This window comes from Sorangiineae bacterium MSr11954 (assembly GCA_037157815.1).
Classification (GTDB): Bacteria; Myxococcota_A; Polyangia; order Polyangiales; family Polyangiaceae; genus Pendulispora; species Pendulispora albinea.
In genome coordinates this window covers 10,802,816-10,816,222 of record CP089984.1, presented here as the reverse complement: position 1 = coordinate 10,816,222, position 13,407 = coordinate 10,802,816, and the positions used below count along the sequence as shown (strand labels likewise).

The following is a 13,407-nucleotide window of genomic DNA, read 5'->3' as shown; positions in this document are numbered from 1 at the left end:
CCCAGAGCTTAGCACCGCGCTAGACGCCCTGCGTGTCGTGCGACCAGATGTATTTGTGGAGCTGCAACTGCACGCGCACCGGCAGTTTGTCCTCGAGTACCCAGGCGACGAGATCGCGAGGCAGCAACGTACCGAAGGCGGTGCTGGCGAGGAGCTTGGGCGTGAGCGAGGTGAGGTGGCGATCGCGGATGATGCCGCGCATCCACTCGTAGTCGGTGCGGCCGGTGAGGACGAATTTGAGCTCGTCGCGCGCGGTGATGTGATCGAGGTTGGACCAGCGGTTGCGATGGGACTCGCCCGAGCCGGGGGGCTTCAGGTCCATGATTTTGTGCACCCGAGGGTCGACGGGGGAGACGTCGGCTTCGCCGCTGGTCTCGACGAGAACGGTGCGGTTGCGATCGCAGAGCTCGGTCATGAGCGGGAAGACGGCGGGTTGAAGGAGTGGCTCGCCGCCAGTGAGCTCGACGAGATCGGTGCCCGTGTCGAGCGCGCGCGCGAGCACCGCCGAGCGGGGCATGCGGGTCCCGCCGTAGAAGGCTTGCGTGGTGTCGCACCAGCTGCAGCGCAGGTTGCAGCCCGTGGTTCGAATGAAGGTGCACGGCAGGCCGGCAAACGAGGATTCCCCCTGGATGCTGGCGTAGATCTCATGAATGACGAGCGTGTCTTCCTTCACTGCGAACGGTCTTCCTTCACTTCGACTCTTGATAGGGCATCAGCTCAGGCGCGGGAATCTCCCCGGCATCGGACCAGTTCGCTTCAGGCGCGGTCGCGGTCGCCGCGGGAGAAGATGAGGCGGGGGTTCTCGGAATGAGCATGGGCTGATGCGGGTGCGTGTAATACCGCACAATCGCGTAAGCGGCGGCCCCCACGGAGAACGCGGCGAGCAGAAAAACGCGAACCAAAGCGAACGGGACGGCACGGCGTACCACGGGCCGCATCATAGCCTTCTCTGTGCTAACGCTCGTGGATCCCGCTCATGTCGACCATTGCCGCGCTCGATCATCCGTATGCCTCCTTCGTTCAAAGCGTCGAAAAACCGGCGCGTTACCTGGGAGGTGAGTTCGGCGCGCAGAAAAAAGACTGGAGCGCCGTGCGCGCGCGCGTGTGCCTCGCGTTCCCGGATCTGTACGACATCGGCATGAGCCACCTCGGCTTCAAGATCCTCTACAAGATCTTGAACGACGATCCGCGCACCCTGGCCGAGCGTTGTTACACCCCCTGGGTCGACATGCAGAAGGAGCTGCGCGAGCGCGCGCTGCCGCTGGTGTCCTTGGAGAGCGCAAGGCCGCTCTCGGACTTCGACGTGGTGGGCTTCTCGCTCCAGTTCGAGCTCACGTACACCAACGTGCTCGCCATGCTCGATCTCGGACGCATCCCGCTGCGCTCCGCCGATCGCAGCGATCGCGATCCGCTCATCCTCGCAGGCGGCCCGACGGCGACCCACCCCGAGCCGCTCGCTCCCTTCCTCGACGCCGTGGTCGTGGGCGACGGGGAGGAGCGCGCCACGGAGGTCGCGCTCCTGTGGGTGACCTTGCGCGAGCGGGGTGTGCCGCGTCGCGAGCGTCTGCGCGCGCTGGCCAAGCTGGAAGGCGTGTACATTCCGAGCCTGTATTCCACGAGGGTCGATCCCGACACCGGGTTCGAGGTGGTGGCCGCGCCGGACGATCCCGAGGTTCCGTTTCCGGTGCAGCGGTCGCTGGTGGATGACTTGAACCGGTTTCCCTTTCCGGATGATGGTCCCATCGGCGGGCCGGAGGCCATCTTCGATCGCATGTCGATCGAGATCGCGCGAGGGTGCACCGAGGGGTGCCGCTTCTGCCAAGCGGGCATGATTTACCGCCCCGTGCGCGAGCGCGATCCCGAGCAGATCGTGCAGACGGCGCTCGCGGCCGTGAAGAAGTCCGGCTACGACGAGGTGAGCCTCACCTCGCTCTCGACCGCGGACTACTCGTGCATCGCGCCGCTCATCAAGAAGGTGACCGACAAGCTCGCCCCCGAGCGCGTGAGCCTCGGCGTCTCGTCCTTGCGCGCCTATGGGCTCGAGGAGAGCGTGCTCGATGACATCCAACGGGTGCGCGCCACCGGCGTGACATTCGCGCCGGAAGCGGGCAGCCAGAGGATGCGCGACGTGGTGAACAAGAACGTCACCGAAGAGCAGCTGATGACCACGGCCGAGCGCATCTTCTCGCGCGGGTGGACCAGCATGAAGCTCTATTTCATGATCGGGCTGCCCACGGAGGAGGAGAGCGACGTGCGCGAAATCCCGCGGGTCGGCGGGCGCGCGCGCGAGGTGGGGCGGCGCATCAAGAACAAGATGCAGGGCGGCGCGCCGTCGGTCACCGTGAGCGTCTCCACCCACGTGCCCAAGCCGCATACGCCGTTTCAATGGTGCGCCATCGATGCGCCCGACAGCGTGAAGCAAAAGCAGCGCTGGCTCGCCGAGGAAGCGAAGCGCGCCAAGGTGGAGCTCAAGGTGCACGGGTCCGATGGCTCGTGGGTGGAGGCCATCTTCGCGCGCGGCGATCGCAAGCTGGGCGCGGTGCTCGAGCGCGCGTACCGCGCCGGCGCGCGCTTCGATTCGTGGGACGATCAGCTCGACATCGACGTGTGGCGTGAGGCGTTGCAGGCCGAAGGCGTCGATCCGGCGCGCTACCTCGGGACCATCCCGGTGACCGCGCGCCTTCCGTGGGATCACATCGACGTGGGCCTCGAGGAGGGGTTTCTCACGCGCGAGTACCGCAAGGCGCTGAAGAGCCGCCTGTCGCCTCCGTGCGGAAAGGCCGCCGGCATGTTCGTGCACCACACGAACCTGGCCGACGCCGAAAAAGATGAGCGCCGGCTCGTCTGCTACGACTGCGGCGTCGCCTGCGATCTCGATGCGATGCGCGATCAGCGGCACGATTACCTGACGAAGCTCGGCGCAAAAGAGCGCCGTGTGCTGCCGATCGTCACGGCCGCCGCGCCGGTTCTCGAAGCGCCTGCCGCGCCGATCGCCGAAGCGCCAGTCGCCGCCGCGCCGGTCGCCGCTGCGCCGGTCGCCGAAGGCGAAAAGGTCGCGGCGCGCGCCGAAAAAGGCAAACCCCGCACGGGCAAGAAGCCCCCGCCGCTCATCGTGCAAGGCGAGGCGCGCCGCTACCGGTTCGCCTATACGAAGATTGGCCGCAGCGCCTTCCTCTCGCACCTGGACTTGATTCGCGCCCTCCCGCGCGCCTTCCGAAGGTGCGACCTGTCGCTCTTCTACTCCTCCGGCTACCACCCGAAGCCCGACATGATGTTCGCGCCCGCGCTCTCCCTGGGCGTCTCCAGCCTCACGGAGATCATCGACATCAAGCTCACGTGCGACGTCGATGTCGATGAGCGCCTGGCCGCGCTCTCCGCCGGCTCCCCCGAGGGCGTCGACTTCTTCGCCGGCGTTCGCCTCGGCGCGCAAGATCCGGCGGTTTCGCGGGTCATCGAGGGCGCGCGCTACGCCGTGTGCGTCCCGCGCGCAGTGCTGGCCGGGCGCGGCGGCGAAGCTTGGCTGCACGAGCGCGCGAACGCGCTCCTCGCGGCCACCGAGAGCCGCGTGCTGCGCAAGATCGAGGGCGTCGGCAAATGGGTCGACGTGCGCGCGTTCTTGCGGCAGATCGCGGTGGGCGATCCCAGGGCCGCGCAGGCCGCCGCCGCCGCGGGCTTCGTGGGCGATCTCGTGCCCATCCTGGTCGACCTGGACATTCGCCCCTCCGGCACGGCGAAGATCGCCGAGGCCGTGCAGGCGCTATCGCCCGACGATCCGCTCGACTACGTGGCGGTGCGCGCGGGGCTCGGTCGGTTCCGCGAACAGGAGCTCGTCTCGCCCATCGAGCTCGCCCATTTTCGGGCGCCGCCGAGGGCCTCGAGCTACGAGGGCGTCGACGCTTCCTCGATGCGCTCCACGTAAATGTGCGTGGAGCCGATGCGGATGTCGTCGCCCACGCGCAGCCGACAGCGGTTCACCCGCGCCCCGTTGACCCAGGTGCCGCTGTTCGTGCCCAGATCGATCAACGTAGGCCCATCCTCACGCACCTCCACGACCGCGTGGGTGCGTGAAGCGGTGGCGTCGTCGATGCTGAGTTGACTGCGAGGATCGGTGCCGATGCGCAACACGGGGTCGTGAAGGGTCACGGTCTTCACGAGACGCTCTCGTCGATAGACGCTGAGCGTAACCGCGACGTGCCTGCCCGAGGACGTAGAGGACGTCGTCATTTTGAACCGTTCATTTTAGTCCAGCTCACTTTCCAATGCGGCCCTATGAATCAGCTGGACCGGAACTTACCCCGGCTCTTGCTCTGAAAGTTACGTTGGGGATGAAACGCTTCTTCAGGTTGCCCTCGTCACGATGACCCTGCTCTTTCTCGTTCTGGCCGCGTTCTTTGCAGGGGTCATCGATTCGATCGCAGGAGGCGGCGGGCTCATCACCTTGCCAGCGCTGCTCGCCACGGGCATGCCGCCGCATGTGGCGCTGGCCACCAACAAGGGCCAATCCTCGTTCGGCGTGGTCTCGTCCTTCGTCTCGTTCTGGCGGCGCGACGGCATCGATCGCGATCGCGTGCCCGTCGCGTTCCTCTCGGGGGTCGCCGGTGCGCTGGCCGGCGCGCTCATGGTTCTCGCCGTGCGCCCCGAGCCGCTGCGGCCGGTGGTGATGGCGCTGCTCGTCGTCGCCGCCATCATCGTCGCCATTCCGCGGCGGATGCGTCCGCGCGTGCGGCAGCTCGGGAACCCCAAAGCGGTGCTCGCCGGGTTTGCGCTGGCCATCGGCTTTTACGACGGATTTTTCGGTCCGGGCGCCGGCTCGCTCCTCATCGTGGGCTTCACCATGTTGTTCGGCGACTCGCTCACGCGCGCGTCGGGCAACGCCAAGGTGATCAACATGGCCTCCAATGTCACCGCGCTCGGCCTCTTTGCGCTGCGCGGTCACGTGCTCTGGAGCGTCGCCCTGCCGATGGCCGCCGCCAGCGCCGCGGGCGCCTTCTTCGGCTCGCGCCTGGCCATCCGCCGCGGCGACAGGTTCGTGGGCGGCGTCGTGTTTTGCGTGGTGATCGCCATCGTCGTGAAGCTCGGTCACGACTTCGTTCGCCACTGACCGAGCCGCCGCTCGATCCCCGCCGCCGCCGCGGCTCGAAGCCGCAAGTGCGGCTAACGGCCCGCCAGCTTCGACGCGACGGAGATCCGCGGCGTGCCGGAGACGCCGCCGCCGAGGGCTTGAAGGGCACGGCAGACGTCCGCATCCTTGCACGGACCCACGTGGCCTTTGTGCGGCGGCCACGTCATCAGCTTCGCCGCGTCGAACTGGGCGACCATCTGCCGATTGCGAACATCGGGCCCGCGCCACGTCGGCGGCGCCTCGGGGAGCTTCGCCTCGCTCTCGCCGGAGCTGTCCTCGTCGGGCAAAAGAGCGAAGGGAAAACGGAGGGTCGGCGCCAGCCCCACGCGCTGAACGGGCGAGCCATCGGGGAGCGCATAGAGCAACGTGGTCAGGCGAAGGACCCCGGCGCGGGCATCGTCGTCCGCGTACTCCTGCGCGCAGCCTTTGCCGTACGTGAGGCGGCCCACGCTCGGCGCGCGGTGGTACGTGCTCAGGGCGCCGGAGATCATCTCCGCCGCGCTGGCCGTGTTGCCATCGACGAACGTCGCGACGGGCCCCGCGAAGCGCTCCGCCATCGGCGGCTCGGGGGCGCGCTCCAGCTCGATGCTGTTGTCCTGGCGCTTCATCGGGAAGAGCGGCGCGCCGGGGAGGAAAATGCCCAGCGCGTGAATGGCCCCATCGGTCGACCCGCCGCCGTTGCCGCGCAGATCGAGCACGAAGCCCGTGGGCGGCGGCTTTTGCGCCCGCTCCCGCGTCACCACGCGCGTCAGCTGCGCGCCCAGATCGTCGCGCACCTCGCGGATGGGCACGATGACGATCGACCCCTCGCCGTAAGGAATGCGCTCCACCGGGAGACCGTCGTGAGGCTCCTCGCTCACCTGCGCGAGGCTCGCCCCCGGATCGAGCTTGATGGCCCGCGGCTCTGCGTCCCCACGCCGAAGCACGATGGCCTCCGTGGGCCTGTGCGACGCGGCCACCACGATCGCCAACTGCTGCAGCTGCTCCATCGCGAGCCCCGCCGTGCGAACCCCGCCGAGCGACAGCACCGCGTCGCCGTCGTGCATGGGCGGGAGCGCGCCCGACTCGATGCGCGCGCCGAACGCCGTGCGACCAATCTTGTCCCAGAGCGACGCGCGCGGGTGCGAGTCCAGATCGAACTCGTAGATGCTCGCCTCTTCTTCGAGCGGCGCCCACCCGCCGTGCGGATCGATGAGCGGCACGTACGCGCGGATGGCGGCGGCGAGCACCACGCGCGACCACCCCTCGGCGTCCATCTCCGGAAAAAAATGCTCCTGCGCCGCGCGCGCGAACATCGCGCCGCCCGCGCCGAGGAGCCGCTCGCCCGCGCCCACCCGCTCGCCGAGCAAGAGCGCGAAGGCCGAAGCTTTGGGCGAGGGCGCGTTGTTGTCCGTGATCGGCTCGAACACGGCGGTGTCGATCGACATCTCCGAGCCCGTCATCCCTGCGCGGCGCTCGTTGAACCCGCGCTTGAGATCGGCGACCCAGCGCTCGAGCACCCGCCCCACGTCGCGCGCGGCCGCGCAGTCGCCGCGCTCGTGCTCCATTTCGCGCAAAAGCTCGCGCCCGCGGCGCTCGATGGCCGTCGCCACGGGGCTATCGGGCGCGGCGCTCCAGAGACCGTGCGGATCGAGCCAATCGATCACGGCCTCGGCGAAGGTGCTGGCGCGAATGGGCGCCGGGCGGTACGCGAGCATTTCGCGCACCTGGCCGATGATGCTGCGCGCCTCCTCACACGAGAGCGCCGAGGGCGCGCCCGAAGGGACGCGAAACGATGTGGCCTGCGACTCGTCCGTCTCGAAGAGACCGCCATTGTTCTCTTCGAGGCCGCCGTCCGAAGGCTCCTTCGCGAGGCGACCTTCCACCGCCAAAACGTTGCCAGGATTTGGCGCAGACGCTGCGCCCGACCGCATCAACGAAGGATGCGTACCAATCCACGTCGCGCCGGCACCAACCGCCAACAGCAAGCCCACCCATGCGCCGCGCCGCGTTCCGCCGAGCATTCAAAGATGCCCGAAGCCTAGCAGGAGGTTCCTCTTCCTTCCAGAAACCCGAAATCGCTCCCAGAAACCCGAAAACCGCCCTCCCGGCCGTGACCAGCACGACGCGGGGGCGGTTTTGGCGAGCTCGTAGACTTGCGAGCTCGATGAAGCTCCTCGACGGGCACCCCTCGCGTGCGCTCGCGCAGCGAACGCCAGGGGCGCCCAGGAGCCACTACATGGCTTGTGCGTGCTCGCGCAGACCGGCGAGCTTGTCGCGGAGCTTGCCGCGCGCGCGCTCTTCGAGCTGACGAACGCGCTCCTTGCTCACACCCAGCATTTCGCCGAGGCGCTGCAAGGTGACGGGATCGTCGTTCATGAGGCGCTCTTTGACGATGAGGAGCTCACGTTCGTTCAGGTGGCGGAGCGCGTCCTGAACGGCGCCCTGCGCGCGATCGCGAACCTCTTGCGCGCCCGCGGCCTCCTCGGGATCGGGTCCCTTGGCCGCCATGCGCTCCACGACGGGAGTCGTATCGGCACCCGACGCGTCGAGGCTCATCTCGCGTCCGGCGAGGAGCGGCATGAGCAGCTCGACGCGCTCCGGCGAGAGACCGGACAATCGCGCAAGCTCTTCGGGGTCGCGCTCCATGGTGCGGTAGGCGCGAAGCGCGCGGCGCTCGGCCTTGGTCGTGCCGAGACGGACGACGCGGTAGGCGCGAACGACGTACTCGCGAATTTCTGCGCGAATCCAGTAAGCGGCGTAGGTCGCCAGGCGCACCTCACGCTCGGGATCGAACTTCTTCGCGGCGCGAAGAAGGCCGAGGTTTCCCTGCTGAACGATGTCCTCCAGCGGAATACCCCACCGGCGGTATTCGAGGGCAATGGCAATCACGAATGGTAGACAAGCCTCGACGATCTTTTCCCCCGCACGCTTGTCGCCATCGATCCAGCGACGAGCAAGATCCCGCTCGGTCTCGCGATCGAGCGGTGCAACTGAGGCAAGACTCTCCCTGTAAGCGCGCAACGACGCGCCATCGAACACGGAGCTCATAGACTCCTCCACTTTCGAGGCCCGGGGGCTGATCTCCCACTGGAGCCGGGGCTCGCGAACCCTTATGCACGGGTGATGCCGCGCTAAATGACGCGCGTTTCTAGCGATCGGTCAAAAGCCGCTCGCGCTCTTCGCGCAACGCGCGACCGGGGCCTCAAATCGAGACGCAAAGCTTGCGCGGTCGTCGTTGTCATCCCGACCTTGCATCGATGCACGACACTTCTCTGGCGGGATCAGGCGGATCTCACAGCGCATCCCGACGTGGCGCTCGATTGGGTCCAAATGTAAGGCAGCCTACGCCACTGACAATCCGCTCAACGAGGTCCCGCTCGACGGCTACGGCCTAGAGCTCGAACGTAAGACCTTCGTAGGCAGCCACAGTATTGGCGAACCACTCGCGGCAACCTGGCGGGATCAGACGGATCTCACGGCGCATCCCGACGTGGCGCTCGATTGGGTCCAAATGTAAGGCAGCCTACGCCACTGACAATGCGCTCAACGAGCGAGGTGGCGTTTGCCGTCGGCATCCTCGCGAACGTGAGGTTCCGCTCGACGGCTACGGCCTAGAGCTCGAACGTAAGCCCTTCGTAGGCGGCCACGGTATTGGCGAACCACTCGCGGCAGCCTGGCGGGATCAGACGGATCTCACGGCGCGTACCGAGGTGGCGCTCGATTGGGTCCGAATGTAAGGCGGCCTACGCCACTGACAATGCGCTCAACGAGCGAGGTGGCGTTTGCCGTCGGCATCCTCGCGAACGTGAGGTTCCGCTCGACGGCTACGGCTAGAGCTCGAACGTAAGACCTTCGTAGGCGGCCACGGTATTGGCGAACCACTCGCGGCAGCGGCGCTCTTTTTCGCGCACGGCTTGGTCGCTCTGGCCGGGATCGTGGTGGAAGAGGACCAACTTCTTGGCGCCCGCGGCCTTGGCCAGCTTGGCTGCCTCATCGATGGTGCTATGCCCCCAACCGACCTTGGGCCCGCCGGTTCCCGCTGTGCCCGCGTATTCTTCGGGGGTGTACATCGCGTCGTAGATGAGGATGTCGGCGTCGCGCGCGAGCTTGGTCAGCTTGGGGTCGACCACCGAATAGTGCTCGGTGTCGGTCGCGTACACGGCCGCGTGGCCTTTGTGCTCGAAGCGGTAGGCCCACACCCCGTTGGGATGGTTGCCCCGCGAGGTCGTGACGCGAAAGGCGCTCCCGTCGCCCGCGTCGATCTCGAGGGTCTGCCCTTCGTAGAGATCGGCGAAGGTCATTTTTGCCGCCATCTCGGTGAGGTGGACGGGAAAGCTCGGGTAATCCATCTGACCGGCGAGCGTCTCTTCGAGGGTTCTCGAGACGTTGTTTCCGCCGTAGAGGTGAATGTGATTGCCGGGAACGAACGCGGGCCCGAAAAAGGGGAAGCCCTGAATGTGGTCCCAATGCACGTGGCTGAAAAAGATGTGGGCCGTGAGCGGCATTTCCTTGAGCAATTTTTGCCCGAGAAGGCGTAATCCGGTGCCTCCGTCGAAAATGACGATCGCCTTGCCCGCGCGGACCTCGATGCAGCTGGTGTTTCCACCGATTTCGACGGTGTCAGGGCCGGGCGTGGGAATGCTTCCACGGACTCCCCAGAACGTGATCCGCATGCAATTTATGGAGATAAGCCCCTTACGAGCAGGCCGTCAATCGCTACATGGATCGGTCCCGTGAGCACCTCGCGTGGAGCGGCCGCCTCGAGCGCGGCGATGGTCGTCCTCGGTTGCAAGCTCCGGTTCGACCTACGAGGCGAGCTGGTAGGGCCGGCCAAGCGCCGGCTCGATGCTGCAGCCGAGGCGTGGCGGCCGCTTTCTTCTACGGGGGGGGCGGGCGCCCCGGTGGTGATCGTCAGCGGCGGGCGCGTATGGGACGGGGTGGTGGAAGCCGATGCGTTGGAGAAGGGACTTATTGAACGTGGTGTGCCTAAGGAACACATCGTGCGGGAGCGCTGCTCCTTCCATACCGTCGACAATGCGCGTTTTACGGCCACGCTGCTCGCCCGCCGCGCCATCGACGAGGTGTTCCTCGTGACGTGCGATTGGCATCTGCCGCGCGCCCGCCGCGCGTTCGAGCGGCAAGGTTTGCGCGTTCACCAAGTGCCTGCCCCCGCGCCCCCGCGAAACCTCGGGCACCGGGTCTGGCGCTGGGGACGCGAGCGGGTCGCCCAGTGGCTCTCGACCTTGCCGGTCATCGGCGTGGCGCTCTTGGTGGTGCTGCTCGTCCTTCCAGGTGTGGGCTGCAAAAAGAGCGAGACCTCGACCCCGTCGTCCGACGGCGGAGCGGATGGCGCGACCATCGCCACCATCGATCCGGTGGAGTGGAGCGCCATCGATCGCGCCGAGGATCGGCGCCGCGCCTCCGAAATTGGCGATGGGATGCTCGCGCACCCCGACATCCGGGTGCGGCGCCGCGCCGTGCGCGCGCTCGCGCGGATCGCCGACGATGCGAGCATCCCCGGCTTGATGCGCGCGCTGTCGGACACCGACGACACGGTGGTCGCGTGGGCCGCGTACGGTCTCGGGTACACGTGCAAAGGAAAAGAGGAGGCGCACGTCGCGGCGCTCTCGACGCGGGCCGCATCGCTCGCCGCGTCCCTCGCGGCGCTGGCGGCCGCCAAGCCCGCGAGCTCCACAGCGCCGCAGAGCGCGAGCGGCATCGCGCCCGAGATCGTCGACGCCAAATGGGCGATCGCGCGCGCGCTGGGGCACTGCGGCGGGCCCGCGGCGGAGTCGCTCCTCGTGGGGTGGGTGCGCTCGCGCGGTCCATGGGCCGAGGGCGCGGCCTACGGCTTGGGCGATATCGCGACCGCGCAAGCGGGGGCTTCGCTGCCGGGTGGGGCGCTCTCGGCGGCGGCGCGCCTCGGCGACGAGTCGATCACCGCGCTGCTCGACGCGGCCTCGCCGCCGTCGCCCGTGGCCGCCGCGCTCTATGGTCTGGGGCGGATCAAGCGGCTGCCGGACGCCTTCGCGCCGCGCCTGGTCGAGGTGGCGCGCGGCGCGCTGGCGAACGCCGCGCCGTCGCCGGAGCGCATTTTTGCGGTGCGCGCGCTGGCGCACGCCGGGCCCGGCGCCGCCCCCGAGCTCGCGAAGATCGCGCGTGAGCGCACCTTCACGGCGGCGGAGAGGGCGGAGGCGGCGCGCGGGCTGGGCCAGCTCGAAGCACCGGGTCGCGACGCGGCCGGCGAGGTGCTCGCGGCGCTCGTGCCCAAGGCCGATCCCATCGCCCTCACGGCGCTGGCGGGCGACGACTTCGGCGTGCTCTCGACCTTGGTCGACGCGTTCCACGGCGAGGTGCCGAAGAGCGGCGAGGCGGCGATGCTCTCGCTCGCGGGGCTCCAAGCTCCGGGCGAGCTTCCCCCCGTGCTCGCGCGGCGCCTCGGCGCGCTTCGGTGTGCCGCGGCCAGCGCCATCGCCAAAGAGGTGTACGAGCACGAGCTGCTCGCGCGCTGCGACGCCAAGGGCAGCGTCGCCTTCGAGCGCGCGCGCCTCGCCGCCGTGGTGCGCAAGCCGCTGACGGGCGAGCGCCGCAACGCCTGGGCGGCGCTGGCGAAGAGCGCGAACCTGCAAGTGCGCGAGGCGGCGCTGGAGGCGAGCGATGCGCACCCCGAGCTGGGCGACGCCGTCCGGCCGCTGCTCGCGCTGGCGCTGCGCTCGGGCCAAGCGGGGCTCGCGGGCACGGCGGCCGACGCGATCCATTCACACCCCGATCGCGCGAGCGCAGCGCACGACGCGCGGAGGCCCGATCCCGCGGTGCGCGCCGCGCTCGCCGAAGCGCTCGCCTTCCCCTGGACCGAGGACCTCCTCGAGACCAAGATCGCCCTGGTCGAGGCCGCGGCCGCCGTGGGGCTCAAGGAAGCGCGCGCGGCGGCGCTCACCGCGTGCAAGTCGCCGAACGTGACCATGCGCCAGCGGGCGGCCAAGGCGCTCGCCACCCTGGACCTCGACGCGGGCGCCGCCCCCGCTCGCCTGGGTGATTCGGGGGCGTGCGTGCCCGACGAAGCGCCCGCGGCCCAGGAGATCGCGCACCTGCTCGATCAGCCGACGAAGATCGTGCTGGAGACCGACGCCGGCCGCCTCGCCATCGTCCTCGACCCGAGCTTGGCCCCGGTGACCGCGACCCGGCTCCTGGCGCTCGCCCGCAGTGGCTTCTACAAGGGCGTGCGCGTGCACCGGGTGGTGCCGGGCTTCGTCGCGCAGTTCGGCGATCCGGGCGGCGATGGCTACGGGGGCTCGGGCCGATCGCTGCGCTGCGAGACCTCGCCTGTGCCGTTCGAGCCGCTCACGGTGGGGGTGGCGACGGCGGGACGCGACACCGGTTCCAGCCAAATCTTCGTGACCCTCTCACGGACGCCGCACCTGGATGGCAATTACACACGCGTTGGACGTGCCGAGGGAGACTGGTGGGCGGTGGCGCAAGGAGATGTCATCCACGACGTGCGCGTGGAATGATAAGAGCGGAGGCATCGTGATGCTTTTGACGATCGACGTGGGGAACACCAACATCGTCTACGGTCTGTTCGAGGACAAAACCCTGGTGCACCAGTTCCGCGTGGAGACCGATCGCGGCCGCACCGCCGACGAATATGCCGTGGTCCTTCGGCAGCTGCTCGCCATGCACGACGTGGCCACCCAAGACATCCACGCCGCCATCATCGCCAGCGTCGTTCCGGCCCTCACCGATTCGATGGCCAAGCTCGTCCAGCGCGCCTTTGGCTCGGAGCCTTTGGTGGTCGGGCCCGGCATCAAGACGGGCATGCCCATCCTCTACGAGAACCCCCGCGAGGTCGGCGCCGATCGCATCGTCAACGCGGTGGCCGCCTACGAGCGGTTCAAGGGCGCCGTCATCGCCGTCGACTTCGGCACCGCCACCACCTTCGACTGCGTCACCCCCAAGGGCGAGTACCTGGGCGGCGTCATCGCCACCGGCATTCAGCTCAGCGCCGAGGCCCTCTTTGCGCGCGCCGCCCGCTTGCCCCGCGTCGAGATCGTATCGCCGCCGCGCGTGGTCGGGCGCAACACCGTGCACTCCATGCAGTCGGGCATCGTCTTCGGCTACGTGTGCATGGTCGACGGCCTGGTCGATCGCATCCGCGACGAGCTCGGGTACCCGAGCCAGGTGATCGCCACCGGCGGCCTGGGCTCGCTCATCGCGCCGCTGTCGCGCACCATCAGCCACTACGATCCCGATCTGACCATGGTGGGCCTGCGCCTCTTGTACGAGCGAAACAGCGCTCCTTGAGC

Annotated in this window: 9 protein-coding genes; 4 read left to right on the top strand and 5 right to left on the bottom strand. The window is 68.4% G+C overall.

Annotated features, from left to right (window positions below; genetic code table 11):
* Window positions 1-19: 19 nt before the first annotated feature.
* Window positions 20-673 (bottom strand): radical SAM protein, encoded by a 654-nt coding sequence (locus LZC94_42375; protein ID WXB14459.1) that lies wholly within the window; start codon window positions 671-673, stop codon window positions 20-22.
* A gap of 303 nt (window positions 674-976) precedes the next feature.
* On the opposite strand from LZC94_42375, the gene LZC94_42370 reads away from it, so the two are divergent.
* The gene (locus LZC94_42370) at window positions 977-3,919 is read left to right on the top strand and encodes a TIGR03960 family B12-binding radical SAM protein (protein WXB14458.1); all 2,943 of its coding nucleotides are present in this window, start codon (window positions 977-979) and stop codon (window positions 3,917-3,919) included.
* Here LZC94_42370 and LZC94_42365 read toward each other — a convergent pair.
* Window positions 3,880-4,152 (bottom strand): FHA domain-containing protein, encoded by a 273-nt coding sequence (locus LZC94_42365; GenBank protein WXB14457.1) that lies wholly within the window; start codon window positions 4,150-4,152, stop codon window positions 3,880-3,882. The two genes, LZC94_42370 and LZC94_42365, sit on opposite strands and share 40 nt — an antisense overlap.
* A gap of 205 nt (window positions 4,153-4,357) precedes the next feature.
* Here LZC94_42365 and LZC94_42360 point away from each other — a divergent pair, with 205 nt between their 5' ends.
* Complete coding sequence (locus LZC94_42360; protein ID WXB14456.1) at window positions 4,358-5,101, top strand: TSUP family transporter; 744 nt, start codon at window positions 4,358-4,360, stop codon at window positions 5,099-5,101.
* Between the two features lie 53 nt (window positions 5,102-5,154).
* Here LZC94_42360 and LZC94_42355 read toward each other — a convergent pair whose 3' ends face one another.
* The 3 genes from LZC94_42355 to LZC94_42345 form a co-directional block, all read right to left on the bottom strand.
* Entirely contained in the window at window positions 5,155-6,987 is a 1,833-nt protein-coding gene (locus LZC94_42355; protein ID WXB14455.1) for a S41 family peptidase, read from the bottom strand.
* Between the two features lie 349 nt (window positions 6,988-7,336).
* On the bottom strand, window positions 7,337-7,993 hold the full coding sequence (locus tag LZC94_42350) for a sigma-70 family RNA polymerase sigma factor (GenBank protein WXB14454.1): 657 nt from the start codon (window positions 7,991-7,993) through the stop codon (window positions 7,337-7,339).
* 941 nt (window positions 7,994-8,934) lie between these two features.
* Window positions 8,935-9,777, bottom strand: a complete 843-nt coding sequence (locus tag LZC94_42345) for an MBL fold metallo-hydrolase (protein ID WXB14453.1) — start codon at window positions 9,775-9,777, stop codon at window positions 8,935-8,937.
* 60 nt (window positions 9,778-9,837) lie between these two features.
* Between LZC94_42345 and LZC94_42340 the strand changes: the two genes are divergently transcribed.
* Together LZC94_42340 and LZC94_42335 are read left to right on the top strand one after the other, a co-directional pair.
* On the top strand, window positions 9,838-12,615 hold the full coding sequence (locus LZC94_42340; GenBank protein WXB14452.1) for a YdcF family protein: 2,778 nt from the start codon (window positions 9,838-9,840) through the stop codon (window positions 12,613-12,615).
* A gap of 19 nt (window positions 12,616-12,634) precedes the next feature.
* The gene (locus tag LZC94_42335) at window positions 12,635-13,405 is read left to right on the top strand and encodes a type III pantothenate kinase (GenBank protein ID WXB20319.1); all 771 of its coding nucleotides are present in this window, start codon (window positions 12,635-12,637) and stop codon (window positions 13,403-13,405) included.
* Window positions 13,406-13,407: the final 2 nt, after the last annotated feature.